This window comes from Chromobacterium sp. Ag138 (genome assembly GCF_055181315.1).
On the sequence record NZ_JBUPWA010000001.1, the window covers coordinates 4,723,322 to 4,747,689 of the forward strand.

A 24,368-nucleotide genomic window follows, 5' to 3' on the forward strand; every position below is an offset into this window, starting at 1 on the left:
GCGGGCCCGCGCTCAGGCCGCCGCGCGCCTCAGCAGCACCGGCACCGACTTGGAGGTCGGCGTGTTGGACACGTCGGCCACGCTGTCCAGCGGGATCAGCGGATTGGTTTCCGGGAAGTAGGCGCCCAGGCAGCCGCGCGGGATGTCGTATTCCACCAGCCGGAAGCCGTCGGCGCGGCGTTCGATGCCGTCGTGCCAGACGGTGAAGATGTCCACCCGCTCGCCGTCGGCGAAGCCCAGCCTGGCCATATCCTCCCGGTTGATCAGCAGCACCCGGCGCTGGCCGTAGACGCCGCGGTAGCGGTCGTCCAGCGCGTAGATGGTGGTGTTGTACTGGTCGTGGGAGCGGGCGGTCATCAGCACCAGCAGCTGGTCGCCGTGCAGCGCGCGGGCGCGGGCGATCGGCGTGTCCTTCTCCAGCGCGTTGACGATGAATTGCGCCTTGCCGCTCTGGGTCAGCCAGCGCCGCTCGCGCGAGGCTGGCGTCAGGTGGAAGCCGCCGGGCCTGGCGACGCGGGCGTTGAAGTCGTGGAAGGCGTCGAACACCTTGGCGATCTCGTCGCGGATCCGCGCGTAGTCGTCGACATGGCTCAGCCAGTCCACCTTGCCGCCGCCCAGCGTCGCGTGGGCGATGCTGGCGACGATGTCGGTTTCCGAACGCAGCTGCGTCGAGGCCGGCGGGTTGATGCCGTAGGACAGGTGCACCATGCACATCGAGTCTTCCACCGTCACGCCCTGCGGGCCGGTTTTCTGCCGGTCGATCTCGGTGCGGCCCAGCGTCGGCAGGATCAGCGCGTCGCGGCCATGGACCAGGTGGCTGCGGTTCAGCTTGGTGGAGATCTGCACCGTCAGATCGCAGTTGCGCAGCGCCTCGAAGGTGCGCGGCGTGTCCGGCGTCGCCATGGCGAAATTCCCGCCCAGGCCGAAGAACACCTTGACCCGGCCGTCCAGCATCGCCTTGATGGTGTCCACCGCGTCCAGGCCGTGCCCGCGCGGCGGCTCGAAGCCGTAGACGTCGCGCAGGCGGTCGAGGAAGGCCGGGGCCGGCTTGTCCTCGATGCCCATGGTGCGGTCGCCCTGCACGTTGGAATGGCCGCGCACCGGGCACAGGCCGGCGCCGAGGCGGCCGATGTTGCCGCGCATCATCATCAGGTTGGACAGCATCTGGATCGCCGCGACGGAATCGCGGTGCTGGGTCAGGCCCATGCCCCAGGTGGCGATCACCGCCTTGCCCTTCGCGTATGTCTGGGCCAGCGTGTCGATATCCTGGTAGGGCACGCCGGAGGCGGCGGCCAGGTCCGGCCAGCTTTCGGCGCGCAGGTCGGCGGCGAAGGCGTCGAAGCCGGCGCAGTGCTCGGCCAGGAAGGCGATGTCCAGCACCCGTTTCCCGCCGGCGGCGACGGCCGCGTCGTCCAGTTCCAGCACCCGCTTGGCCACGCCCTTGATCAGCGCGAAATCGCCGCCCAGCGTCGGGCGGATGAACAGCGAGCTGATGCGGGCGCCGCCGTTGACCAGATCCAGCGGATGCTGCGGGCTGGCGAAGCGGTCCAGGCCTTTTTCCTTCAAGGGATTGATCGAAACAATCGTCGCGCCGCGCTTGGCCGCGGCGCGCAGCTCGTTCAGCATGCGCGGATGGTTGGTGGCCGGATTCTGGCCGAACACCATGATGGTGTCGGCGTGCTCGAAGTCCTCCAGCACCACCGTGGCCTTGCCCACGCCCACTGTCTGCGGCAGCGCGCGGCTGGACGACTCGTGGCAGAGGTTGGAGCAGTCCGGGAAATTGTTGGTGCCGTACATGCGCACGAACAGCTGGAACAGGAAGGCGGTTTCGTTGCTGGTGCGGCCGGAGACGTAGAACGAGGCCTGGTTGGGATCGGGCAAGGCCTTCAGATGGCGGGCGATCTGCGCGTAGGCGTCATCCCAGCTTATCGGCAGGTAGCGGTCGCTGGCGGCGTCAAAGGCCAGCGGTTCGGTCAGACGGCCGTGCTGCTCCAGCTCGTAGTCGCTCTGCTCCAAGAGCTCGGCGACGGTGTGCCGCGCGAAGAAATCGGCGCCGATGCGCTTGGAGGTCGCCTCGGCGGCCACCGCCTTGACGCCGTTTTCGCAGAACTCGAAGGTGGAGGTATGCTCCCGGTCCGGCCAGGCGCAGCCCGGGCAGTCGAAGCCGTCCGGCTGGTTCTGGTGGAACAGCGTCTTGTAACGGCTGCCCGGCACTTTTTCCTTGATCAGCGTGACCGTGGTGCTCTTGAGGGAGTCCAGCCCGCCGGCCGGTTGCGCGTACGGCTGGATGCGTTCGCTGGTCTTGGAATGGCTCATGTCGGGGCGGCTCCTGCTGGAAAGGTGTGGTTCCGGTTTTGCTTTGGATCAAGAGATGCAAGGATAAAGGATGGCGGCCGCTTGCGGTAAATTCCTTGCGGCTGGCGCGCGGGGCGGCGCAGGCGGGATAATGTCAATCCTGGCCCGGGGCGCCGAACCATTGCCGGCAGCAGGCCAGGCCTTCCTCGCTGAGCCAGGCGCGGCCGCGGCCGTCGTCCCGGCGCTCCATGCGGGCCAGCTCCAGTTCAGCCAGCAGGTTCAGGCAGCGCAGCAGCGTGCTCATGCTCAGGCCGGCCTGCTTGGCGAGCCGCGCCAGGGACCAGGGCTGGCCGCCGATTGTCGCGGCCCGCCACAGCTGAGCGAGCAGTGCGGCGATATTGGGGTCCAGCTGGGCTATGGGGGGCAGGTCGGTCATGGCGCTTGAGCGGAGTCGGGCGCGCCAGTGTAACCGATGGCGGCGCGGCGAATCGATGGAATGATGGATTTTGACGGCGGCCTTCTTTTCGGAGGGCGCGAAACGAGGCGACGGATGCGCAAGCAAGACAATGGCGGGATGGAAGCGGGGATGGCATTGCTGGCGGTGGTGCGCCACCGCGATGGCGAGCGCCGGCCGGACCAAGACCTGGTGGCGGAGGAAACGCCGGTGGCGCTGGTGTTCAACGGCATTTCGCATGCGGTGATGATGGCCACGCCGCTGGATCTGGAACGGCTGGCGGTGGGCTTCGCGCTGAGCGAGGGCATTGTCGGGCGACGCGCGGAGATTTTCGACGTCGAGGCCGATTTCGTCGCCGGCGGCGCCGAGGTCAGGCTGGAGATCGCCCAGCCGGCCTTCCTGGCGCTGAAGGGCCGGCGCCGTTCGCTGGAAGGCCGCAGCGGCTGCGGCGTGTGCGGCATCGAGAGCCTGGCCTTGCTGGATCTGGAGCCCGGTCCGATGGCGAAGCCGGCCCATCCCGCGATCGCGGACGCGGCGGCGATCGCGCGCGCGGCGGCCGAATTGCCGGCTCATCAGCGGCTGATGCAGGCGACGGGCTGCGCGCACGCGGCGGCATGGTGCGGCCGCGACGGCGAGGTGAAGGCGGTGTTCGAGGATGTGGGGCGGCACAATGCGCTGGACAAGCTGATAGGCTGGCTGGCGCTGGAGGGCATGGACCCCGGCGATGGTTTCGCGTTCATGTCCAGCCGCGCCAGCTACGAGCTGGCGCGCAAGTGCGCCAGGGCCGGGATTCCGCTGCTGGCCACCATTTCCGCGCCCACCTCGCTGGCGGTGGACATCGCGCGCCGCGCCGGCGTCGCATTGGCCAGCTTCTGTCGGCAGAACGGTTTCGTCGAGTACACCGCCTGACGCGGCTCAGCCTCGCGAGGCGGCCGCCAGGTCGTCTGGGGTATTGAGATTGTGGAAGGCTTGCGGCGCGTCGTCGAAGTCCACCATCGCCGCGCCGGCGCGCGCCTGCCACTCTCTTACCTTGCGGCCGCTGCCGCGCAGATAGTCGCGCAGCGAGGGCAGCAGGTCCGCGCAAACCGCCATGCAGACCGGGTGCGGATGGCCGTCGCAACGGGCCACGCTGAGCGGGGCCTCGCCGCGCCGCAAGGGCGCCAGCAGGCGCGCCGCCAGGTCGTCCGGCAGGAAGGGCAGGTCGCAGGGGGCGGTCACCAGCCAGGGCCCAAGACAGGCGGCCAGCCCGGCTTCCAGCCCCGCCAGCGGTCCGCCGCCGGCGAATTCCGGCGCGTCCTCCACCACCCGCCCCAGCGCGGCGTAGCGTTCCAGGTTGCGGTTGGCGCTGATCAGCAGCGCGTCGGCCTGCGGCCGCAGCCGCGCCGCCGCCCGCTCGGCCAACGGCACCCCGTCGAGCGCCACCCACCCCTTGTCTACGCCGCCCATGCGCCGGCCCTCGCCGCCGGCAAGCAAGAGGGCGGTGACGAATTCGGCGGGACGGCTGGCTGGCATGGCGGCTTTCCTGTGCGTGGAATGAAAACAGGCGGCCGGGGCCGCCTGTCGGATCATAGCGCAGGAGCGAGGGTCAGTGCTGGGCCGCTTCATCCAGCGCCGGCTGGGCCTGCTCTTCGCGGCGCGAGGCGATGAACATATACATCGCCGGCACCACGAACAGCGTGAACAGCGTGCCGATGGACAGGCCGGTGAAGATCACCAGGCCCATCGCGTAGCGGCCGGCCGCGCCGGCGCCGGAGGCGATCACCAGCGGGATGACGCCGAACACCATCGCCGCGGTGGTCATCAGGATGGGGCGCAGCCGGATGGACGCCGCTTCCTCGATCGCCTCGCGCTTGGACAGGCCGGTCTTGCGCAGCTCGTTGGCCACTTCGACGATCAGGATGCCGTGCTTGCTGATCAGGCCCATCAGCGTCACCAGGCCCACCTCGGTGTAAATGTTGAGCGAGGAGAAGCCCAGGAAGATGAAGATCATCGCGCCGAACAGCGCCAGCGGCACCGACACCAGGATCACCACCGGATCGCGGAAGCTTTCGAACAGCGCCGACAGCGCCAGGAACACGATGATCACCGCGAACAGCATGGTCACCAGGAAGCCGCCGGATTCCTGCATGAACTGGCGCGACTGGCCGGAGTAGTCGACCGAATAACCGGTCGGGGCCACTTGCTGCACCGTGTCGCGCAGGTACTGCAGCACTTCGCCCTGCGACACGCCCGGCACGCCGGAGATGGTCACCGAATTGAGCTGCTGGAAGCGGGTGATGGACTGCGGCACCACGTCGTACTTCAGCGTGGCCACGGTGCCGACCGGAATCACGCCGTTGTTCGGCGTCTTGATGTAGTAGTCGAGCAGCTGCGACGGGTTGAGCCGGTCGACCTGCTGCACCTGCGGGATCACCTTGTAGGAGCGGCCCTCGATCGAGAAGTAGTTGACGTAGCCGCCGCCCAGCGCCGCGCTCAGCGCGTTGCCGACGTCCTGCTGGCTCAGGCCCAGCGCGGTGATCTTGTCGCGATCCATCACCACCGTGGCCTGCGGCTTGTCGATCTTCAGGTCGGCGTCCAGGAAGTAGAACTTGCCGGACGCGCGCGCCTTGTCCATCACCTGCTGCGCCACCTGGTTCAGGTTCTCGAACGGCTCGGTGGTGTTGATCACGAACTGCACCGGCAGGCCGGACGCGCCCGGCAGCGGCGGGAACTGGAATGCCGCCACGCGCGCGCCGGCGATCTTGTTCCAGCGCGACTGCAGGTCCATCTGGATCTCGTGCGCGCTGCGCGTGCGCTGATCCCACGACTTGAACAGCACGCCGCCTATGCCGGCGTTGACGGTGGGCACGCCGGTGATCTGGAACATCTGCTCGTATTCCGGCATGCCCTTGGCCACCTGGAACACCTGGGTGGCGTAGGTCTGCATCTGCTCGGAGGTGGCCGTCGGCGCGCCCACCACCTGGGACAGGACGATGCCCTGGTCCTCTTCCGGCGCCAGTTCCGATTTGGACATCTTGAACATCACCGCCAGCAGCGCGATCAGGATGGCGCCCATCACGATCAGCACCGGCCAGGTTCCCAGCAGGCTGTGCAGGATGCGGCGATAGCCGTGGCGCACGCGCTCGAAGGTGCGGTCGATGGCGTGGACGAAGGGGCTGTTGTCCATGTCGGCGTTGAAGAACCGCGAGCACATCATCGGCGACAGCGTCAGCGCCACCACGCCGGACACCGTCACCGATGCCGCCAGCGTGAAGGCGAACTCGGTGAACAGCGCGCCGGTCAGGCCGCCCTGGAAGCCGATCGGCACGTACACCGCCACCAGCACCACGGTCATCGCCAGGATGGGGCCGCCCAGCTCGCGGGCGGCGATGATGGAGGCTTCGAACGGCGTCTTGCCCTCGCGCATGTGGCGGTCCACGTTCTCCACCACGATGATGGCGTCGTCCACCACCAGGCCGATGGCCAGCACCAGCGCCAGCAGCGTCAGCAGGTTGATCGAGTAGCCCAGCATCAGCATGATGAAGAAGGTGCCGATCAGCGACAGCGGCATCGCGATCACCGGCACCACCACGGCGCGGAAGCTGCCCAGGAACAGGAAAATCACCACGGTCACGATCACCAGCGCTTCCAGCAGCGTCTTCACCACCTCATGGATGGAGGTGTTGATGAAGTCGGTGGAGTCGTAGACGATCTGGCCGGTCAGGCCGGTGGGCAATTGCTGCTGGACGGCGGGGAAGGCCTTGCGCACCCGCGCCGCCACGTCGAGGATGTTGGCTTCCGGCGCCACCTTGATGCCGATGAACACCGAGCGCACGCCGCTGAAGGCGACGTTGAAGTCGTAGTTCTCCGAGCCCAGCGTCACCGTGGCCACATCTTCCAGGCGCACGATGGCGTCGCCGTTGCGCTTGATCGCCAGCTGCTTGAATTCGGCGACCGTGTGCAGGTCGGTGTCGGCGGTCAGCGGGATGGTGACCATCTGGCCCTTGCTGGAGCCCGGGGCGCTCAGCGCGTTGTTGCTGGCCAGCGCGGCGCTGACGTCGGCCGCGGTGACGCCGTAAGCGGCCATCTTGGCCGAATCCAGCCAGGCGCGCAGCGCGAACTGGCGGGCGCCCAGGATTTCGGCGGTCTGCACGCCCGGCACCGAGTCCAGCTTGGGCTTGACCACGCGCACCAGGTAATCGGTGACGTTGTTGGTCGGCAGCGTGTCGCTGTAGAAGCCCATGTACATCGCGTCGGTGGTCTGGCCGGTCTGCACCGTCAGCACCGGCTGCTGCGACTGGGCCGGCAGCTGGTTCTTCACCGAGTTGACCTGGGTGTTGATCTGGGTCAGCGCGCGGTTGGCGTCGTAGTTGAGCCGCAGCGTAGCGGTGATGGTGGATACGCCGTTGCTGCTGGAGGACGACAGGTAGTCGATGCCCTGGGCCTGGGCGATCGCCGACTCCAGCGGCTGGGTGATGAAGCCGGCCACGGTCTTGGCGTCGGCGCCGTAGTAGGTGGTGGAGATTGTCACCACCGCGTTCTGCGTCTGCGGGTACTGGTTGATCGGCAGGCCGAACAGCGAGCGCAGGCCGAGCACGACGATCAGCAGGCTGATGGTCGTGGCCAGCACCGGCCGCTTGATGAAGATGTCGGTAAAGTTCATGGCGCGGCCTTAGTGTTCTTGCGGCGTCGGGTTCGGATTATCCGACGGGCGCACCGAGTTGTTGACCGTGATCGGCGTGCCGGTCTTCAGCTTCAGCTGGCCGCTGGTCACCACTTCCTGGCCTTCTTTCAGGCCGCTGGTGATCGCCACCTGATCGCCGCGCGTGTCGCCGGTGGTGACGAAGACCTGCTGCGCCTCGGGACCGTTCTTGCCCTTCTGGACGATGAACACGGTCGAGCCGTACGGGTTGTAGGTGACCGCGGTCTGCGGCAGGGTCAGGCGGTTCTGCTTGCTGCCCACGTCCACGGTGGCGTTGCCGAACATGCCGGGCAGCAGCTGGCGTTTCGGATTGGCGATGGTGGCCTGGATCTGGACGTTGCGGGTGGCGGGGTCGATCTTGGGGCTGATCGCATTGATCTTGCCGTGGAACTGCTGGGCGCCGAAGGCGTCGCTCTTCACCTTGACCGGCAGGCCCGGGCGGATCTGGGCGATCTGGCGCTGCGGCAGGTAGAAATCGATGTAGACCGGATCGATGGTTTGCAGCGTGACGATCTTGTCGCCCGGGTTCAGGTACTGGCCGGGGTTGACCGGTGAGATGCCGACGCGGCCGGCGAACGGCGCGCGTATCGTCTTCTTGGCCACCAGCGCCTCCTGCTGCGCCACCTGCGCCTTCTTGCTCTTCAGGTCGGCCTCGTCGGCGTCCACCTGGGCCTGGCTGACGCCTTGCACGGCCAGTTGCGCGCGGTCGCGCTTCAGCGTGGTGGCCGCCAGCTCGGCCGCGGCCTGCAGCGCGCGCAGCTGGGCGACGTCGGAATCGGCGTTCAGCTGCACCAGTACTTCGCCGGCCTTCACATCCTGGCCGGATTTGAAGTGCAGGCTGCGCACCTGGCCGGCCACTTCGCTGCTGACATCCACGCCGTGCACGGCGGACAGCGTGCCCACCGAGCCCAGCTGAGGCTGCCATTCCTGCATCTTGGCCACCGCGGTGGATACCGTCTGCGGCCCCGGCTTGGGCGAGCTGGCGATCAGCTTCTGGATGTGGAGGAAAAAGCCCACGCCCAGCGCCACCACCAGCGCCAGCACGCAGCCCAGCATGATCAACATTCGCTTGGTCATGATTCGTCTTCTCTTTTAATGGCGATTCGAATTAGCTGGCCCGCCGCTCGCGGCGGGCGATCTGTGTGTGCGGTCGGTCAGTCGGCTGCCGCCGGCTGTTGCCACCAGCCGCCGCCCAGCGCCGCGAACAGCGCCGCGGTGTCGCTATAGCGGGCGGCCTGGGCCTGGATCAGGCCGATTTTGGCCTGCTGGTAGCTGCGCTCGGCGTCCAGCAGGGCCAGGTAGCTGATGCCGCCCAGCTTGTACTGCCGGGAATGCACTTCCAGCGACTCGCGCGCCTGGGATTCGGCGTCGGCCTGGGCCTTCAGCGCCATGGCGTCGGCCTCCACCGCGCGCAGGCTGTCGGCGACATTCTGGAAGCCCTTCAGCACGGTCGCCCGGTACTGCGCCTCCGCCTGACGGTAGGCCGCCTCGGCCGCGCGGCGCTTGGCGCTGAGCGCGCCGCCGTTGAACAGCGGCTGCAGCAGCCCGCCGGTGACGTTCCACAAGGTGTTGCCGACATCCATGTTCGGCAGCACCGTGTGCTGGGTGCCGTAGCTGCCGTTCAGCGTGATTTGCGGATACTGGTTCGCCGTGGCGACGCCGACGTTGGCGCTGGCCTGGCGCAGCAGCGCCTCGCTGGCGCGGATGTCTGGGCGCTGGCGGGCGAGATCGGACGGCAGCGACACCGGCAGCTCGTCCGGCAGTCGCAGCGATTCCAGCCGGAATTCGGGCAGGCCGCCTTCGCCGGGGAAGCGGCCCACCAGCGTCGCCAGCAGGTTGCGGGATTGCGCCAGCGCTTTTTCCAGCGGGGGCAGGTGGGAGCGGGTCTGCGCCACCAGCGTGCCCTGGCTCAGCGCCGCGGCGCGCGCCTGGGCGCCGAGCGCCACTTGCTTGTCGACGATGGCCAGCTGGGCTTCCTGCGCCTTCAGCAGCTCGCGCGTGGACTGCAGCTGGCCGCGCAGCGAGGCTTCCTGCACGGCGGTGGTCACCACGTTGGCGATCAGCGTCTGGTAGGCGGCTTCGGTCTGGAAGCGCTGGTAGTCGGCGGCCGCCATCAGGCCTTCCAGCTGGCGGCGGGAGCCGCCGAACAGGTCAAGCGTGTACGACACGTTGACGGTGGCGCTGTAGACGTTGAATTCGCTGGGGTTGGTCCCGGTCAGGATCGCGCGCTGCCGGCCGCCGCCCAGTTGGGCGTTGACATTGGGGAACAGCAGGCTGCCCGAGGCGGCGTTGTAGTTCTCGCGCGCCTGGACCAGGGCCGCCTGAGCCGCTTCCAGCGTGGGGTTGTGCTCCAGCGCGGCGCGGATCAGCTGGTCCAGTTCCGGGGAGCGGAACAAGGTCCACCATTGCGCGGGCAGTTCGCCGCCGTTGGCCAGCCGCTGGGCGGCGCCGGCGGGGCCGGCTTGTTCGGCGCTGGCGGTGGCCGCGGGCAGCGGCGACTCCGAATAGCCGCGTTTGGCGGCGTCCGGAAGGATGGGGGATTTGAAGTCTGGGCCGACCGCGCAGCCGGCCTGGGACAGAACCAGGGCGAGCAGCGCGAGGCGGCGCCAGGACGGCCGCGGACGGGCGGATGGAGGATTGGATCTGGAATACACAGCGTGCTCCTGAATGTGCAGGAACGCCGCGCGGCCATCATCCGGATCTGCGGCCTTCCCCGATTTCTTTCCTTGCGACGGCTCTCTTGGACGGAACAAGGAAATGAATCCCGTATGCTCGCTGGATTTTGTTCATATGTCTACTGGGTTGATGGTGTGGTTTTGTGAATGTCGTCTTGTTGAACGTGGTTGTCGCTCCGATTCGGGCGGATGCTCAGATGGACGACAGCCACTGCCGCGCCGCGGCGTCCGGCGCCATTCCCTCGCGGCTGATCAGATGGTCCAGCCAGGCGACGGTCCGGTTGCCCAGCCGCAGGGCGCGCAAGTCGCCAGCGGCGGCCGGCGGCAAGCGGGCCAGCGCATCCTTGCGGATGAGCAGCGTCGCCTGGTCTGGGCCGCGCAACAGGTTTTCCGGATCCGCCAGTTCGCGGATGCGGTGGCGCCAGTGCAGGAACTGCGGTTGCCACAGCGGCACTACCGTCCAGTCGCGCCGCGCGACGGCTTGCTCGAACGCGGAGACGCAGTCCTCCAGGCTGCCGTTCTCGAAATGGTAGCCATCCTCGCCCAGCCGGTAGCGGGAGACGATTTCGCGCGAGAAGCGGCTGATGCCGGCCCCGGGATTGATGCCCTGTATCTTCTTGACCATCCGCGCCGAGACGTCCGGCTTTTTCAGGTCGGCGATCGCGGCGATGCCGTCTGTCGGCACGTAGTCCGGCACGCCCCACAGCGCGTAGGGTTCGTAGAGCGCGGCCAGCTTTTCCACCTCGTTCTCCATCGGGGCGAGGTAGCCGCCGTGGCTGCCGGGCAGCCAGGCGCTGCACAACATGTCGCCCCGGCCGGCAGCCAGCAGCTCGAATGCGCGCTCGTGCGGCGCGCGCCGCTCCTCGACCGCCACGCCGTGCCGTTCCAGAACGGCGGCAACCGCCGCGGCGCTGGCGGCGTGGAAGGACAGGTCTATCGTAATCAGGGTGAGGCGAAGCGGTTTCATCGTTTGTCCAAGGCAAAGCCGCGCGCGGCGGCTGGGGCGGAGGGCGGGCCGGCGACGGGCTGGCGAGGCCCCGGCGCCGACCCGGGCGGAGGCGGGATCAGAAGCCGCCGAGCACGATCTTGCCGCGGGCGCGATTGCTTTCCAGCAGCGCGTGGGCGCGCTTGAGGTTGGCGGCGTTGATGGCGCCGAAGCGTTCGGCCACCGTGCTCTTGACGATGCCGGCGTCGACCAGCCGCGCCAGCTCGGTCAGCAGCTTGTGCTGTTCGATCTGGTCGTCGGTGGCGAACATCGAGCGGGTGTACATGAATTCCCAGTGCAGCGAGAGGCTCTTGCGCTTCAGCTGGGTGATGTCCAGCGGGGCCGGATCGTCGATCAGCGCGAGCTTGCCTTGCGGCGCCAGCGACTCGACGATTTCGCTGAAGTGGGCGTCGGTCTGATTCAGGCTGGCCACGTAGTCGACGCTCTCGATGCCGATGCGTTTCAGTTCCCGGCTCAGCGGCTGGCTGTGGTCGATCACGTGATGGGCGCCCAGTTCCTTGACCCAGGCTTGGGTTTCCGGCCGCGACGCGGTGCCGATCACGGTTAGGCCGGTCAGCTGGCGCGCCAGCTGAACCAGGATGGAGCCGACGCCGCCGGCCGCGCCGACCACCAGCAGCTTCTTGCCGGATGGCTGCGGGTTGGCCAGCACCTGCAGGCGGTCGAACAGCAATTCCCAGGCGGTGATGGCGGTCAGCGGCAGCGCGGCGGCGGTTTCGAAATCCAGGCTGGCCGGCATCTTGCCGACGATGCGCTCGTCCACCGCGTGCAGTTCGCTGTTGGCGCCGGGACGCTGCAGCGCGCCGGCGTACCAGACGCGGTCGCCCGGCTGGAACAGGCCGGCCTTGGCGCCGACGGCGCGCACCACGCCGGTGGCGTCCCAGCCCAGCACGCGGGCTTGGCCGGCTTCCGGCGCCATATTGGCGCGCACTTTGACATCCACCGGGTTGACGGAGATGGCTTTCACTTCGACCAGCAGGTCATGCTCGCCGATGGCCGGTTCGGGCAGTTGCACATCCTGCAGCGCTTCGGGGTGGGAGATGGGCAGGTTCTGGTAGTAGGCGACGGCTTTCATTTTGGTTTCCTTGTTTGCTATCCGGGCGGGGCAAAGGTCCGCCTTCGTGATGCCTAGCATGGTATTGCGGTTTGATTTGAAGAAAATCCAGCTAATATACGAATCAGTTTCAATAAAATTTTGATGAAAATGGTTCGAGTAGACGATTTGCAGGTGTTCATCCGCGCCGCCGACAATGGCAGCCTGTCGGCGGCCGCGCGACAGCTGGACCTGAGTCCGGCGGTGGCCAGTGCCGCCGTGAAGCGGCTGGAGCAGGCGCTGGGCGCGCAGCTGCTGGCGCGCTCCACCCGCAGCCTGAGGTTGACCTTGGCCGGGGAGCGCTATCTGGAGCACGCCCGCGGCGCGCTGGACGCGTTGCAGGCGGGCCGGCTGGCGCTGGAACAGGACCGGCGCGAGCTGTCCGGCAGCCTGTCGCTGTCGATGCCGTCCGATCTGGGGCGCAACCTGCTCAGGCCCTGGCTGGACGACTTTCTGCGGCAACATCCCGGGTTGAGCTTGCAACTGCGGATCAGCGACCGGGTGGCCAACCTCTACCGCCAGCCGGTGGACGTGGCGCTGCGCTACGGCGTGCCCGAGGACTCCAGCCTGGTGGCGCTGCCGCTGATGCCGGACAACCGCCGCGTGTTGTGCGCGTCGCCGGACTACTTGGCCCGCCACGGCGCGCCGGAGACGCCGCAGGCCTTGCGCGGCCATCAGTGCCTGAGGATGGTGTTGGGAACGGCGGTGCACGAGCGCTGGAGCTTCGAGCGGGATGGCGAGCGGCAGACGGTGGCGGTGGGGGGGCGCTGGCTCAGCGACGATGGCGAGATCGTGCGGCGCTGGGCGGTGGATGGCTGCGGCATCGCCTACAAGTCCCGGCTCGATGTGCTGGCCGATCTGCGCGCCGGACGGCTGGCGCGCCTGCTGCCGGGCTACGAGACCGAGGCGACGCCGCTGTGCCTGGTGACCCCGCACCGCTTGATGCTGTCGCCGGCGGTGGCGGCGCTGCGCGCGCATCTGCAACATTGCCTAGAACGGTATCTGGCGGAACCCGGCGCGGACCGCGCCGATTGAAACAAGTTTTCTGGGAGGGAAGGGGCATGTGTATTTTCCGCGGGGATTCGGGCTATAATCGCGACCTTGAATCTCTAACCTTGCGAATCCAGCATTCCAAGCCACTATCTTCCAAATGATCCGCAAGCTCATCCGTAAAGTTCTGGAATTGCCCATGGGCAAGCGCCGCGGCAAGCCGCGCGTCTATCCGCTGCCGCAGCATGGCGTTCGCCGCGACCAGCTCAGCCACGCCGCGCTGCGCGTGACCTCCCGTCTGCAGGAGGCCGGCTTCTCGGCCTTCGTGGTGGGCGGCGCCGTGCGCGACCTGATGCTGGGCGTCTCGCCCAAGGATTTCGACGTGGCCACCAACGCCACGCCGGAGCAGGTGCATCACCTGTTCCGCCGTTCCCGCATCATCGGCCGCCGTTTCCGCATCGTCCACGTGATGATGGGCCCGGAAACCATCGAGGTGACCACCTTCCGCGGCGGCAGCGTCGACGACACCAATGAAACCGGCCGCATCATGGCCGACAACAGCTTCGGCAGCCAGGAAGAGGACGCGCACCGCCGCGACTTCACCGTCAACGCGCTGTTCTACGATCCGTCCAACGAAACCGTCATCGATTACCACAACGGCGTCAGGGACCTGCACGCCAAGAAGCTGGTGATGATAGGCCAGCCGGCGCGCCGCTATCAGGAAGACCCGGTGCGCATGCTGCGCGCGGTGCGTCTGGCGGCCAAGCTGGGCTTCGAGATCGACGAGGACACCAAGAAGCCGATCCGTTCCCACGCCCATCTGTTGAAGAAGGAGCCGCCGGCCCGCTTGTTCGATGAATTGCTCAAGCTGCTGATGTCCGGCCATGCCTACGCCTGCCTGAAAAAGCTGCGCGAAGAGGGCCTGGCGCGCGGCGTGTTCCCGCTGCTGGACGCGGTGATCGACGACAAGGGCGGCGAAGACGCCTTCCTGAAGCTGAGCTTGGACAGCACCGACGCCCGCCTGCGCGCCGACAAGCCGATTTCCGTAGGCTTCCTACTGGCCACCTTGCTGTGGCGCCAGGTGGCCCAGGGCTGGCAGCGCCGCTGCGAGGCCGGCGAGAAGAGCCTGCCGGCGCTGCTGGACGCCATTTCCGATGTCGAGAACGAACAGGACAACGATTTCGCCATTCCGCGCCGCTTCAGCGTGACCATGCGCGAAATCTGGACGTTGCAGGCGCGCTTCGACAGCCGCACCGGCGGCCGCCCCTACCGTTTCCTCGAGCAGCCCCGCTTTCGCGCCGCCTATGACTTCCTGGCGCTGCGCAGCGAGGCCGGCGAAGTGCCGAGCGCCCTGGTCGAGTGGTGGGAGCGCTTCCAGCGCGCCGACGGCGACGAGTGCGAGCGCCTGATCGCCGAGGCCAAGGAAGGCGGCGCCGAGGAGCCGGCCAAGAAGCGCCGCCGCCGGCGCAGCGGCCGCCGCAAGCCCGAGGGCGCGGGGGAGAGCGCCGAGTGACGCTGGCCTACGTGGCTCTGGGCAGCAATCTGGAGCAGCCGGAACAGCAGGTCAGGGCCGCTCTCGCGGCCCTTGGCCATTTGGCCGAGACCGAGATGGTCAGGCATTCCTCGCTGTACCGCACCGCGCCGGTCGGTTACGCCGACCAGCCCGATTTCATCAACGCGGTAGCCTTGCTGGACACAGCGCTTCCGCCCCATCGGCTGCTGGACGAATTGCTGGCGCTGGAGCAACGCTTCGGCCGCGAACGCAGCTTCCGCAACGCGCCAAGGGTGCTGGATCTTGACTTGTTGTATTACGATGGCGTCTTTCTCGAGGATCCGCGGCTGATCCTACCTCATCCCCGGATGCATGAGCGCGCCTTTGTGATGGCGCCGCTGGCCGAGATCGCCGGCGGAGCGACGCTGCCGGGCGTCGGCGACGTGACCGCGCTGGCCGCGGCGCTGGCCGGCGACGGCGTGGAGCGCCTGGACGACGAGGCCAACCCGAATAAACAGGAACAAGCATGAGTCAATTGCGATACGTGGTGGTGGAGGGGCCGATAGGCTCGGGCAAGTCTTCGCTGGCCCGCCGGCTGTCCGAGTACTGGGGCGTGCAGCTGAAAGCCGAGGATCCGGCCGCCAATCCTTTCCTGCCGCGCTTCTATCGCAATATGCCGGCCCACGCGCTGTCCACCCAGCTGAGCTTCCTGCTGCAGCGGGCGGACATCGCGCGCGAGATGATCAGCGGCGAGCTGCAGGCCGCGCCGCTGGTGTCGGACTTCCTGTTCGAGAAGGACGCGCTGTTCGCCCGCCTCAATCTGGACGAGCACGAACTGGCGGTCTACCAGCGCCTGGCGAGGCTGGCGCTGCCGGAGCATCCGGTGCCGGACCTGGTGATCTATTTGCAGGCGTCCGAGGACATCCTGCTGCAGCGAGTGGCCGCGCGCGCGGTGGACTACGAGGTGAACTTCCCCGAGGGCTACCTCAAGCGCGTCCATGCCGGCTACAGCGAGTTTTTCCATCAGTACGAGTCGGCGCCGTTGCTGATCGTCAACACCGATCATTTGAATCTGGTGGACGGAGGCGAGGACTTCGAGTTATTGATCCGCTGCATTGCGGAAATGCGCGGCCAGCGCAGTTATTTCAACAAGAGCGTCTGACCGGGTTGGTTCCCGCGCGACGCCGCAGATGGAACACGAGGAAGCCGAGAAATGAAAATAACCGTCAATACCCTGCACAAGCTGGCGGAAGAAGGCCAGAAGATCACCATGCTGACCTGCTACGACGCCAGCTTCGCCAGCCTGCTGGATGACGCCGGCGTGGAGATTCTGTTGGTCGGCGACTCGCTGGGGCCGGTGATGCAAGGCGTGGACTCCACGCTGCCGGTCAGCGAGGAGGACATGCTCTACCACATCCGCTGCGTGGCCCGCGGCAGCAAGAACGCGCTGATCCTCGGCGACATGACTTTCGGCGCCTACCAGGAAAGCCCGCAGCAAGCCTTCGCCCATGCCGCCCGCCTGCTGCAGGCCGGCGCCCACATGGTGAAGCTGGAAGGCGGCGCCTATATGGCCGAGACCACCCGCTTTCTGGTGGAGCGCGGCATCCCGGTCTGTTCCCACATCGGCCTGACGCCGCAGTACGTCAACATGTTCGGCGGCTACCGCGTGCAGGGCAGGGGCGAGGACGCGCAGCGCATCCTGAACGACGCCAAGGCGCTGGCCGAAGTCGGCGCCAGCCTGGTGTTGATGGAGTGCGTGCCGGCGCCGCTGGCCAAAGAGATCACCGAAACGGTCAAGGTGCCGACCATAGGCATAGGCGCCGGCGCGGAGACTTCCGGCCAGGTGCTGGTGCTGCACGACATGCTGGGCGTGTACCCGGGCAAGAAGGCCAAGTTCGTCAAGAATTTCATGGAAGAGGCCGGCAGCATCCAGGGCGCTGTCCAAGCCTACGTCAAGGCGGTGAAGGATCAATCCTTCCCGGCGGCGGAACATACTTACTGAGCCCGGAAGAGAACAGAGATGGAAATCATCCGTACCGTGGCCGAGATGCGCGCCTGGCGCAAGCAGGCGGGCAAGCTGGCTTTCGTGCCCACGATGGGCAATCTGCATGAGGGGCACCTGAAGCTGGTGGCCGCGGCGCGCGAACGCGCCGAAAAGGTGGTGGTCAGCATCTTCGTCAACCGGCTGCAGTTCGGCCAGGGCGAGGATTTCGACGCTTACCCGCGCACTTTCGACGCCGATTGCGCCAAGCTGGCCGCCGCCGGCGTGGACGCGCTGTTCTTCCCGACCGAGCGCGAGCTGTACCCGCGCGTGCGGCAGGACTTCAACGTCGAGCCGCCGCACATCCAGAACGAGCTGTGCGGTGCTTTCCGCCCCGGGCACTTCCGCGGCGTGGCCACCGTGGTCACCAAGCTGTTCAACATCGTGCAGCCGGACCTGGCCTGTTTCGGCAAAAAGGACTATCAGCAGCTGCACGTGATCCAGGCGATGATCGCCGACCTGAATTCGCCGATCGAAATCGTGCCGGTGGACACCGGCCGCGCCGCCGACGGCCTGGCGCTGTCGTCGCGCAACGGCTACCTGTCGGCCGAGGAGCGCGCCGAGGCGCCGCGGCTGTACCGCAACCTGTCCATGATCCGCGACGGCCTGCTGGCCGGCAGCCAGGACTACGCCGCGCTGGAGAACGCCGCGCGCGACGATCTGGCCGCCGCCGGCTGGACCGTGGATTACGTGGAAGTGCGCCAGGCCGACACGCTGGAAGTCGCCCACGCCGGCGAGAAGCGGCTGGTGGCGCTGGCCGCCGCTAGGCTGGGCAAGACCCGTCTGATCGACAATATCGAGGTATTCCGCTGACAGCCGTCGGCACGGCCGACGCCGCGCCGGACGCCGCGAAGCGGAACGAGAAGGAAAACTGCCATGCAACGCAATATGCTCAAGTCCAAGCTCCACCGCGTGACCACCACGCACGCGGAGCTGCATTACATCGGCTCCTGCGCCATCGACGAGAACCTGCTGGAAGCGGCGGACATTCTCGAGTACGAAGAAGTGCAGATCTGGAACGTCACCAACGGCGAGCGTTTCGCCACTTACGCGATCAAGGCCGAGCGCGGCTCCGGCGTGATTTCGGTCAATGGTTCGGCCGCGCGCCGCGCCGCGCCGGGCGACCTGCTGATCATCGCTTCGTTCGCGCAGTACGAGGACGCCGAGCTGAAGGGCCATTCGCCCAAGCTGGTGTTCGTCGACGGCGAAAACCGCCTCACCGAAGTGAAGGGCGCCACGCCGACGCAGCCGGCCTGATCATCCATTCGCTCCGCCTTGTCGCCGCGCGGCAGTCCGAAAGGGCCGCCCGCGGCGATTGGCTTTTGGGCTAGCGTTTGACGTACTTGGCCAACAGGCGGGCCAACTGGCCGGAGCGTCGCATCGATTCCAGCTCTTCGTCCGCCAGCTGCCGCAATGCCTCGCCGCGCGGGTTTTTGCGGCTGAAAATCATGTGAAAGGGGTTGGGACGGGTGCCGGGCAGCGGCGCGTGTCCGATGGCGGCGTCATCGATCACGTCCAGCGTGCCGATGCTGGCCAGGCCGGCCATCACTTCATAGTCTTCCGCGAACACGTCCAGCCGGCCGGCCTTCATCATCTTCACCAGTTCGGGATAGCTGGCGGCGAGTATCATTCTGGCCTTGTCCACGCTCTCCAGGCTGGCGTAGGCATAGCCTTTGACGCCGCCCAGCCGATAGCGGTTGAGGTCGGCCTGGCTGTCCAGCTTCAGCCCTCCGGGAAAGCGGTCTTTCGCGTAGAACACGTAATAATGGGTCTGGTAGTAGGGCGCTGAAAACAGGAAGCGCTTTTCCCGGTCCGGATTCTTGCTGGCGCTGAGCGCCATCACGTAGTTCTCGCCCGCCTCTATCGAGGCCAGGCAGCGTTTCCACGGCGGCAGGACAATAGAGAACGGTATGCCGTGCTTGCCGAGAATGGCGCTGATCACTTCTACCGAAAAGCCGGTGATTTCGGTGGTCGGCTTGCCGTCGGTCCGGCGGTAATAGGTGTACGGCGGCCATTCGTCGCCGTCGTCGCAGATGCGCACCGGCGAACGGTCGGGTTCCTGGGCCGAAGCGGGCGCATGCGGCAGCGCCAGGCAGAGCAGGAAGGCGGAGAGGATGCGGCGCATGGCGGTTTCCCGGGGGGAGCATATTCCATTGTATGCGGTGTTCGCCATCTGTCCGGGATGCCTGGCGGGATTGGCGCAATGGTTTTTTTGCACTTGCAGCATGGCTGAGGCATAGTGAAATGGAGAGGCGGCGGACGCCGCATTCCAATCCTGCGAAGGAGCGTCGATGAGCGTAGGCCTGACCGGAGGCTGTCTGTGCGGCGCGGTGCGCTATCGCTTGCGCGGCACGCCATGCCACATCACCCATTGCCACTGCCGCAGTTGCCGACGGGCCAGCGGCGCCGCCTTCGTCACCTGGTTCACCATCAGGGTGCACGAGCTGGAATGGCGCGGCGAGCGGCCGATGCAATATCACTCGTCGGCGGCGGTGTCGCGCGGCTTCTGTCCGCATTGCGGCTCCACGCTCACCTATTTCCACGAGTCCGATCCGGAAGAGATCGATGTCACCGCCGCGTCGCTGGACACGCCCGAGGTGCTGGTGCCGGAGCACCATACCTGGTGGGAGCAGCGGCTGGAGTGGGGCACCGCCAACGCGCAAAGCGCGCTGCCGGTGCATCAGCGCTGCGGCGGTTAGGCCAGCTGCCGGGCGCTGACGATCACGCCATCCTCGTCGGCGTACAGCCATTGGCCGGGCGAGAAGTCGCAGCCGCCGACGCGCACGGCGATGTCTTTTTGGCCGCTTCCCCGTTTCACCGACTTGCGCGGATGCGCGGCCAGCGCCTTGACCCCCAGCGGCAGCTTGGCCAGGGCCGCGCAGTCGCGCACGCAGCCGTCTATCACCAGCCCGGCCCAGCCGTTCTTCACCGCCAGTTCGCCCAATTGATCGCCCAGCAGGGCGCAGCGGCGCGAGCCGCCGCCGTCCACCACCAGCACCCGGCCAAGACCGGCCTCGTCCAGCGTTGCGCGCACCAGGCTGTTGTCCTCGAACAGCTTCAGCGTGGCGATCGGGCCGTGGAAGCGGATGTTGCCGCCGAACGATTGAAAGATCGGGTCCAGAACCTGGATTTCCGCGTCGTAGGCATCGCAAAGATCGGTGGTGGCCAAGCTCATTATCGTTCTCCCGGATATGAAAATGCCGCCCACCGTTGAGGGTGGGCGGCATCGCCCGCGGGGTACGCGGGCTTTGGGTGCGCCGCTTGTGGCGGCTTAATGGAACTGTTCTTCCTCGGTGGAGCCGGTCAGCGCGGTTACGCTGGAGGCGCCGCCCTGGATCACGGTGGTGACGTCGTCGAAGTAGCCGGTGCCCACTTCCTGCTGGTGGGACACGAAGGTGTAGCCGCGGTCGCGCGCCGCGAACTCGGGCTCCTGCACCTTTTCGACGTAGGCGGACATGCCGCGCGCCACGTAATCCTGCGCCAGGTCGTACATGTTGAACCACATGCTGTGGATGCCGGCCAGGGTGATGAACTGGTACTTGTAGCCCATCGCGCCCAGCTCGCGCTGGAACTTGGCGATGGTGGCGTCGTCCAGGTTCTTTCTCCAGTTGAACGACGGCGAGCAGTTGTAGGCCAGCAGCTTGCCCGGGTGCTTGGCGTGCACGGCTTCGGCGAACTTGCGCGCGAACTCCAGGTCCGGCGTGCCGGTCTCGCACCACACCAGGTCGGCGTAGTCGGCGTAGGCCACCGCGCGGCTGATCGCCTGCTCCAGGCCTTTCTTGGTCTTGTAGAAGCCTTCGGCGGTGCGCTCGCCGGTCAGGAAGGGCTCATCGTTGGGGTCGACGTCGCTGGTCAAGAGGTCGGCCGCCTCGGCGTCGGTGCGGGCGATCACCAGCGTCGGCACGCCGTAGACGTCGGCCGCCAGGCGGGCGGCGATCAGTTTCTGGATCGCTTCCTGGGTCGGCACCAGCACCTTGCCGCCCATGTGGCCGCATTTCTTCACCGAGGCCAGCTGGTCTTCGAAGTGCACGCCGGCGGCGCCGGCGCGGATCATCGACTTCATCAGCTCGTAGGCGTTCAGCACGCCGCCGAAGCCGGCTTCGGCGTCGGCGACGATGGGCGCGAAGTAGTCGACATAGCCCTTGTCGCCTTTTTCGATGTTTTTGGCGTGCTGGATTTCATCGGCGCGGGTGAAGGCGTTGTTGATGCGCTCCACCACCTTGGGCACCGAGTCGACCGGGTACAGCGACTGGTCCGGATACATGGCCGAATATTCGTTGTTGTCCGCAGCCACCTGCCAGCCGGACAGGTAGATCGCCTTGACGCCGGCCTTCACCTGTTGCATGGCCTGGCCGCCGGTCAGCGCGCCCAGACAGTTGATGTACGGTTCGCTGTTGACCAGCTTCCACAGCTTTTCCGCGCCGTGGCGCGCCAGGCTGTATTCCACCTGCAGCGAGCCGCGCAGGCGCTCGACGTCGGCGGCGCTGTAGCCACGCTTGATTCCCTTCCAGCGCGGGTTTTCGTCCCAGTCTTTCTGGATGGCTGCAATGCGTTGTTCGCGAGTCGTCATGTTGAAACCCTTCTCGAAACGTTTCTGTGCTCGCCGGCGAACCGGCGTCCTCGATGGCTGTACGGCGTATCCGGTGTGCCGGATTTTTGTCGAAACCGGGTCTGTTCGACCTGATTTTCCTAGGCCGAGCGCGGCTGCGTTTTTGCGCCGCCGCAACGGCTTTCTCCTTGGTGTGCGGCCATTATAAGCACAAAAAAATCGCATTGTGTGCAGTGCAGCACAGAAAAAATCCAACATTTTCATTAGCTAACAATGTGCTGCTTCAAACGAATATTTGAATGCAGCAAATGCATTCTTTGCGAAAAATCAGCCGTAGAAATACGCGCATTGACTATTTTTTTCTTGATGTAGAGATATGCGAATCAGGGCTTGAAATCGCTGCGAAAGTCCCTACCTTGGGTCTGGACATCAATTTAGCTGGTGCAATTCCGAGGAAACGTCATGCAAGAGAACCAAAATCAGACGGCGGAAGCCGTGGAAAACGAAATGACCGATACCGCCAGCGCGGCGCATACCGAGCTGGAGCAGACTCCCGAGCAGCACATCGCCGGGCTGGAAGCCGAAATCGCCGAACTGAACGACACCCTGCTGCGCGCCCGCGCCGAGCTGGAGAACCAGCGCCGCCGCGCGCAGGAAGAGGTGGCTGCCGCGCACAAATATGCGATCGGCAAGTTCGCCGGCGAGCTGGTGACGGTCAAGGATTATCTGGAAATGGCGCTGCTGGACCAGAGCGGCCAGATCGACACCCTGAAAATGGGCGTGGACATGACGCTGAAACAGCTGGTCTCCGCCTTCGACAAGGCGCAGATCAAGGACATCGCGCCCAAGGCCGGCGACAAGCTGGACCCGCACCAGCACCAGGCCATGAGCGCGGAAGAGTCCGACGCCGAGCCGAACACCGTGGTGCGCGTGATGCAGAAGGGTTATTTGCTGGCCGACCGCGTGCTGCGCCCGGCCATGGTGGTGGTGGCCAAGGCCAAAGCATAAAAAAGGCGGATGCCGCCCTCTTGAAAAGCGCGGCATAGCCAATATTTATTGAGACAACAGGCTCTGGCTATCAGACAAGCCAAAGCCGGAACGAATAGAGAAAAGGAATACATCATGGGTAAAATCATTGGTATCGACCTGGGCACCACCAACTCCTGCGTGGCAGTCGTAGAAGGCGGCAACCCGAAAGTCATCGAAAACGCCGAAGGCAACCGCACCACCCCGTCCATCATCGCCTACGTAGAAGACGGCGAGATCCTGGTGGGCGCGCCGGCCAAGCGCCAGGCGGTGACCAATCCGAAGAACACCATTTACGCCGCCAAGCGCCTGATCGGCCGCCGCTTCGAAGACAAGGAAGTGCAGAAGGACATCGACCTGATGCCTTTCGAAATCCTGAAGGCGAAGAACGGCGACGCCTGGGTGAAGGCACGCGACCAGGAACTGGCTCCGCCGCAAATCTCCGCCGAAGTGCTGCGCAAGATGAAGAAGGCCGCCGAAGACTACCTGGGCGAAGAAGTCACCGAGGCGGTGATCACTGTGCCGGCTTACTTCAACGACAGCCAGCGCCAGGCCACCAAGGACGCCGGCCGCATCGCCGGCCTGGAAGTGAAGCGCATCATCAACGAGCCGACCGCGGCCGCGCTGGCTTTCGGCCTGGCCAAGCAGGAAGGCGACCGCAAGATCGCGGTGTACGACCTGGGCGGCGGCACCTTCGACGTGTCCATCATTGAGATCGCCGACGTGGACGGCGAGCACCAGTTCGAAGTGCTGTCGACCAACGGCGACACCTTCCTGGGCGGCGAAGACTTCGACCAGCGCCTGATCGACTACATCGTCACCGAGTTCAAGAAGGAGCAGGGCGTCGACCTGAAGCAGGACGTGATGGCGCTGCAACGCCTGAAGGAAGCGGCTGAGAAGGCCAAGATCGAGCTGTCCTCGGCTACCCAGACCGAAGTGAACCTGCCGTACATCACCATGGACGCCACTGGTCCGAAGCACCTAGCGATGAAGATCACCCGCGCCAAGTTCGAAAGCCTGGTGGACGACCTGATCGCCCGTTCGATCGAACCGTGCCGCGTGGCGCTGAAGGATGCCGGCGTGTCGCTGTCCGACATCACCGACGTGATCCTGGTGGGCGGCCAGACCCGCATGCCCAAGGTGCAGGACGCGGTCAAGGAATTCTTCGGCAAGGAGCCGCGCAAGGACGTGAACCCGGACGAAGCCGTGGCCGTCGGCGCCGCGATCCAGGGCTCGGTGCTGTCGGGCGACCGCAAGGACGTGTTGCTGCTGGACGTGACTCCGCTGTCGCTGGGCATCGAAACCCTGGGCGGCGTGATGACCAAGCTGATCCAGAAGAACACCACGATCCCGACCAAGGCGTCGCAAACCTTCTCCACCGCCGACGACAATCAGACCGCGGTGACCATCCACGTGCTGCAGGGCGAGCGCGAGAAGGCCGCCGCCAACAAGTCGCTGGGCCAGTTCAATCTGGGCGACATCCCGCCGGCGCCGCGCGGCATTCCGCAGATCGAGGTTGAGTTCAACATCGACGCCAACGGCATCCTGCACGTGTCCGCCAAGGACAAGGCTTCCGGCAAGCAGGCCAACATCACCATCCAGGCCTCCTCCGGCCTGTCCGAAGCCGAGATCGAGCGCATGGTGCAGGACGCCGAAGCCAACGCCGAGGAAGACAAGAAGCTGCACGAGCTGGTGACCGCGCGCAACCACGCGGAAGGCCTGATCCACAGCATCAAGAAATCGCTGTCCGAGCACGGCGACAAGATCGGCGCCGATGAAAAGGCCAAGATCGAAGACGCCATCAAGGCGGCCGAGGAAGTGGTGAAGGGCGACGACAAGGATGCCATCGAAGCCAAGGCCGAAGAACTCGCCAAGGCCAGCCAGAAACTGGGCGAGATCATGTACGCCCAGGCTGCCCAGGCGGAAGGCGGCGCCGAAGGCGCGCAAGCCGCCGCCGGCGACAAGAAGGACGAAGGCAACGTAGTGGACGCCGAGTTCGAAGAAGTGAAGAAAGACAAGGCCTGATAGCCGTCTTGTCATGACAGCGCCAGATGACCGGGCCAAGCCCT

The 24,368-nt window shown here is 66.2% G+C and carries 22 protein-coding genes; 11 read left to right on the plus strand and 11 right to left on the minus strand.

Features of this window, described 5'->3' with window-relative positions:
• Positions 1 to 12: 12 nt before the first annotated feature.
• Positions 13 to 2,316 (minus strand): FdhF/YdeP family oxidoreductase, encoded by a 2,304-nt coding sequence (locus ACY3GB_RS21910; protein WP_463090596.1) that lies wholly within the window; start codon positions 2,314 to 2,316, stop codon positions 13 to 15.
• A gap of 133 nt (positions 2,317 to 2,449) precedes the next feature.
• Positions 2,450 to 2,731: a hypothetical protein gene (locus tag ACY3GB_RS21915; RefSeq protein ID WP_463090597.1), complete on the minus strand. Its 282-nt coding sequence runs from the start codon at positions 2,729 to 2,731 to the stop codon at positions 2,450 to 2,452.
• A 114-nt stretch (positions 2,732 to 2,845) separates the two neighbouring features.
• Between ACY3GB_RS21915 and fdhD the strand changes: the two genes are divergently transcribed.
• Positions 2,846 to 3,658, plus strand: coding sequence for a formate dehydrogenase accessory sulfurtransferase FdhD (gene fdhD, locus ACY3GB_RS21920; RefSeq protein ID WP_463090598.1), 813 nt, complete (start codon positions 2,846 to 2,848; stop codon positions 3,656 to 3,658).
• Between the two features lie 6 nt (positions 3,659 to 3,664).
• On the opposite strand, the gene mobA is transcribed toward fdhD, so the two are convergent.
• The 6 genes from mobA to ACY3GB_RS21950 all read right to left on the minus strand — a co-directional run bounded on the left by mobA (position 3,665) and on the right by ACY3GB_RS21950 (position 12,183).
• The gene (gene mobA, locus ACY3GB_RS21925; protein WP_463090599.1) at positions 3,665 to 4,261 is read right to left on the minus strand and encodes a molybdenum cofactor guanylyltransferase MobA; all 597 of its coding nucleotides are present in this window, start codon (positions 4,259 to 4,261) and stop codon (positions 3,665 to 3,667) included.
• Positions 4,262 to 4,334: 73 nt separating this feature from the next.
• Positions 4,335 to 7,391 (minus strand): efflux RND transporter permease subunit, encoded by a 3,057-nt coding sequence (locus ACY3GB_RS21930; protein WP_463090600.1) that lies wholly within the window; start codon positions 7,389 to 7,391, stop codon positions 4,335 to 4,337.
• Positions 7,392 to 7,400: 9 nt separating this feature from the next.
• Positions 7,401 to 8,507 (minus strand): efflux RND transporter periplasmic adaptor subunit, encoded by a 1,107-nt coding sequence (locus ACY3GB_RS21935; RefSeq protein WP_463090601.1) that lies wholly within the window; start codon positions 8,505 to 8,507, stop codon positions 7,401 to 7,403.
• Positions 8,508 to 8,584: 77 nt separating this feature from the next.
• Positions 8,585 to 10,084, minus strand: coding sequence for an efflux transporter outer membrane subunit (locus ACY3GB_RS21940; protein ID WP_463090602.1), 1,500 nt, complete (start codon positions 10,082 to 10,084; stop codon positions 8,585 to 8,587).
• A 214-nt stretch (positions 10,085 to 10,298) separates the two neighbouring features.
• Complete coding sequence (locus tag ACY3GB_RS21945) at positions 10,299 to 11,072, minus strand: glycine betaine ABC transporter substrate-binding protein (protein WP_463090603.1); 774 nt, start codon at positions 11,070 to 11,072, stop codon at positions 10,299 to 10,301.
• 97 nt (positions 11,073 to 11,169) lie between these two features.
• Entirely contained in the window at positions 11,170 to 12,183 is a 1,014-nt protein-coding gene (locus ACY3GB_RS21950) for a zinc-binding alcohol dehydrogenase family protein (protein WP_463090604.1), read from the minus strand.
• A 123-nt stretch (positions 12,184 to 12,306) separates the two neighbouring features.
• Between ACY3GB_RS21950 and ACY3GB_RS21955 the strand changes: the two genes are divergently transcribed.
• From ACY3GB_RS21955 to panD, 7 genes are all read left to right on the plus strand, one after another.
• Positions 12,307 to 13,236 (plus strand): LysR family transcriptional regulator, encoded by a 930-nt coding sequence (locus ACY3GB_RS21955; RefSeq protein ID WP_463090605.1) that lies wholly within the window; start codon positions 12,307 to 12,309, stop codon positions 13,234 to 13,236.
• Between the two features lie 115 nt (positions 13,237 to 13,351).
• Positions 13,352 to 14,704, plus strand: coding sequence for a polynucleotide adenylyltransferase PcnB (gene pcnB, locus ACY3GB_RS21960; RefSeq protein ID WP_463090606.1), 1,353 nt, complete (start codon positions 13,352 to 13,354; stop codon positions 14,702 to 14,704).
• A complete protein-coding gene (gene folK / locus ACY3GB_RS21965) occupies positions 14,701 to 15,213 on the plus strand; it encodes a 2-amino-4-hydroxy-6-hydroxymethyldihydropteridine diphosphokinase (RefSeq protein WP_463090607.1) in 513 nt (170 codons plus the stop codon). The genes pcnB and folK overlap by 4 nt, the downstream gene beginning before the upstream one ends.
• Positions 15,210 to 15,845, plus strand: coding sequence for a deoxynucleoside kinase (locus ACY3GB_RS21970; protein ID WP_021478188.1), 636 nt, complete (start codon positions 15,210 to 15,212; stop codon positions 15,843 to 15,845). Before folK ends, ACY3GB_RS21970 begins: the two co-directional genes overlap by 4 nt.
• A gap of 51 nt (positions 15,846 to 15,896) precedes the next feature.
• Complete coding sequence (gene panB / locus ACY3GB_RS21975; protein ID WP_463090608.1) at positions 15,897 to 16,685, plus strand: 3-methyl-2-oxobutanoate hydroxymethyltransferase; 789 nt, start codon at positions 15,897 to 15,899, stop codon at positions 16,683 to 16,685.
• 18 nt (positions 16,686 to 16,703) lie between these two features.
• Positions 16,704 to 17,537: a pantoate--beta-alanine ligase gene (gene panC / locus ACY3GB_RS21980; RefSeq protein WP_463090609.1), complete on the plus strand. Its 834-nt coding sequence runs from the start codon at positions 16,704 to 16,706 to the stop codon at positions 17,535 to 17,537.
• A 63-nt stretch (positions 17,538 to 17,600) separates the two neighbouring features.
• Positions 17,601 to 17,981, plus strand: a complete 381-nt coding sequence (gene panD, locus ACY3GB_RS21985) for an aspartate 1-decarboxylase (protein WP_046168240.1) — start codon at positions 17,601 to 17,603, stop codon at positions 17,979 to 17,981.
• A 70-nt stretch (positions 17,982 to 18,051) separates the two neighbouring features.
• Here the strand turns inward: panD and ACY3GB_RS21990 are convergent, their stop codons facing one another.
• Positions 18,052 to 18,849 (minus strand): substrate-binding periplasmic protein, encoded by a 798-nt coding sequence (locus ACY3GB_RS21990; RefSeq protein WP_463090610.1) that lies wholly within the window; start codon positions 18,847 to 18,849, stop codon positions 18,052 to 18,054.
• A 166-nt stretch (positions 18,850 to 19,015) separates the two neighbouring features.
• Between ACY3GB_RS21990 and ACY3GB_RS21995 the strand changes: the two genes are divergently transcribed.
• Positions 19,016 to 19,423 carry a GFA family protein gene (locus ACY3GB_RS21995; RefSeq protein WP_021478193.1) on the plus strand — a complete coding sequence of 136 codons (408 nt, stop codon included), beginning with the start codon at positions 19,016 to 19,018 and terminating at the stop codon, positions 19,421 to 19,423.
• On the opposite strand, the gene rraA is transcribed toward ACY3GB_RS21995, so the two are convergent.
• Together rraA and aceA are read right to left on the minus strand one after the other, a co-directional pair.
• Positions 19,420 to 19,899, minus strand: a complete 480-nt coding sequence (rraA, locus tag ACY3GB_RS22000) for a ribonuclease E activity regulator RraA (protein WP_463090611.1) — start codon at positions 19,897 to 19,899, stop codon at positions 19,420 to 19,422. The genes ACY3GB_RS21995 and rraA overlap by 4 nt on opposite strands.
• A 96-nt stretch (positions 19,900 to 19,995) precedes the next feature.
• Entirely contained in the window at positions 19,996 to 21,294 is a 1,299-nt protein-coding gene (aceA, locus tag ACY3GB_RS22005; RefSeq protein ID WP_463090612.1) for an isocitrate lyase, read from the minus strand.
• Between the two features lie 441 nt (positions 21,295 to 21,735).
• Between aceA and grpE the strand changes: the two genes are divergently transcribed.
• The gene (grpE, locus tag ACY3GB_RS22010; protein WP_463090613.1) at positions 21,736 to 22,281 is read left to right on the plus strand and encodes a nucleotide exchange factor GrpE; all 546 of its coding nucleotides are present in this window, start codon (positions 21,736 to 21,738) and stop codon (positions 22,279 to 22,281) included.
• Positions 22,282 to 22,395: 114 nt separating this feature from the next.
• Entirely contained in the window at positions 22,396 to 24,324 is a 1,929-nt protein-coding gene (dnaK, locus tag ACY3GB_RS22015; protein ID WP_463090614.1) for a molecular chaperone DnaK, read from the plus strand.
• The last annotated feature ends 44 nt before the right edge of the window (positions 24,325 to 24,368 follow it).

What these genes read in the sequence shown, in the direction of transcription:
- ACY3GB_RS21915 (WP_463090597.1), bottom strand. Translation starts at nt 2,731, where the DNA reads ATGACCGACCTGCCCCCCATAGCCCAGCTGGACCCCAATATCGCCGCA.
- ACY3GB_RS21995 (WP_021478193.1), top strand. Translation starts at nt 19,016, where the DNA reads ATGAGCGTAGGCCTGACCGGAGGCTGTCTGTGCGGCGCGGTGCGCTAT.
- ACY3GB_RS21910 (WP_463090596.1), bottom strand. Translation starts at nt 2,316, where the DNA reads ATGAGCCATTCCAAGACCAGCGAACGCATCCAGCCGTACGCGCAACCG.
- dnaK (WP_463090614.1), top strand. Translation starts at nt 22,396, where the DNA reads ATGGGTAAAATCATTGGTATCGACCTGGGCACCACCAACTCCTGCGTG.
- ACY3GB_RS21955 (WP_463090605.1), top strand. Translation starts at nt 12,307, where the DNA reads ATGAAAATGGTTCGAGTAGACGATTTGCAGGTGTTCATCCGCGCCGCC.
- ACY3GB_RS21970 (WP_021478188.1), top strand. Translation starts at nt 15,210, where the DNA reads ATGAGTCAATTGCGATACGTGGTGGTGGAGGGGCCGATAGGCTCGGGC.
- panD (WP_046168240.1), top strand. Translation starts at nt 17,601, where the DNA reads ATGCAACGCAATATGCTCAAGTCCAAGCTCCACCGCGTGACCACCACG.
- fdhD (WP_463090598.1), top strand. Translation starts at nt 2,846, where the DNA reads ATGCGCAAGCAAGACAATGGCGGGATGGAAGCGGGGATGGCATTGCTG.
- mobA (WP_463090599.1), bottom strand. Translation starts at nt 4,261, where the DNA reads ATGCCAGCCAGCCGTCCCGCCGAATTCGTCACCGCCCTCTTGCTTGCC.
- ACY3GB_RS21945 (WP_463090603.1), bottom strand. Translation starts at nt 11,072, where the DNA reads ATGAAACCGCTTCGCCTCACCCTGATTACGATAGACCTGTCCTTCCAC.
- ACY3GB_RS21950 (WP_463090604.1), bottom strand. Translation starts at nt 12,183, where the DNA reads ATGAAAGCCGTCGCCTACTACCAGAACCTGCCCATCTCCCACCCCGAA.
- panB (WP_463090608.1), top strand. Translation starts at nt 15,897, where the DNA reads ATGAAAATAACCGTCAATACCCTGCACAAGCTGGCGGAAGAAGGCCAG.
- ACY3GB_RS21930 (WP_463090600.1), bottom strand. Translation starts at nt 7,391, where the DNA reads ATGAACTTTACCGACATCTTCATCAAGCGGCCGGTGCTGGCCACGACC.
- panC (WP_463090609.1), top strand. Translation starts at nt 16,704, where the DNA reads ATGGAAATCATCCGTACCGTGGCCGAGATGCGCGCCTGGCGCAAGCAG.
- rraA (WP_463090611.1), bottom strand. Translation starts at nt 19,899, where the DNA reads ATGAGCTTGGCCACCACCGATCTTTGCGATGCCTACGACGCGGAAATC.
- pcnB (WP_463090606.1), top strand. Translation starts at nt 13,352, where the DNA reads ATGATCCGCAAGCTCATCCGTAAAGTTCTGGAATTGCCCATGGGCAAG.
- aceA (WP_463090612.1), bottom strand. Translation starts at nt 21,294, where the DNA reads ATGACGACTCGCGAACAACGCATTGCAGCCATCCAGAAAGACTGGGAC.
- ACY3GB_RS21990 (WP_463090610.1), bottom strand. Translation starts at nt 18,849, where the DNA reads ATGCGCCGCATCCTCTCCGCCTTCCTGCTCTGCCTGGCGCTGCCGCAT.
- grpE (WP_463090613.1), top strand. Translation starts at nt 21,736, where the DNA reads ATGCAAGAGAACCAAAATCAGACGGCGGAAGCCGTGGAAAACGAAATG.
- ACY3GB_RS21935 (WP_463090601.1), bottom strand. Translation starts at nt 8,507, where the DNA reads ATGACCAAGCGAATGTTGATCATGCTGGGCTGCGTGCTGGCGCTGGTG.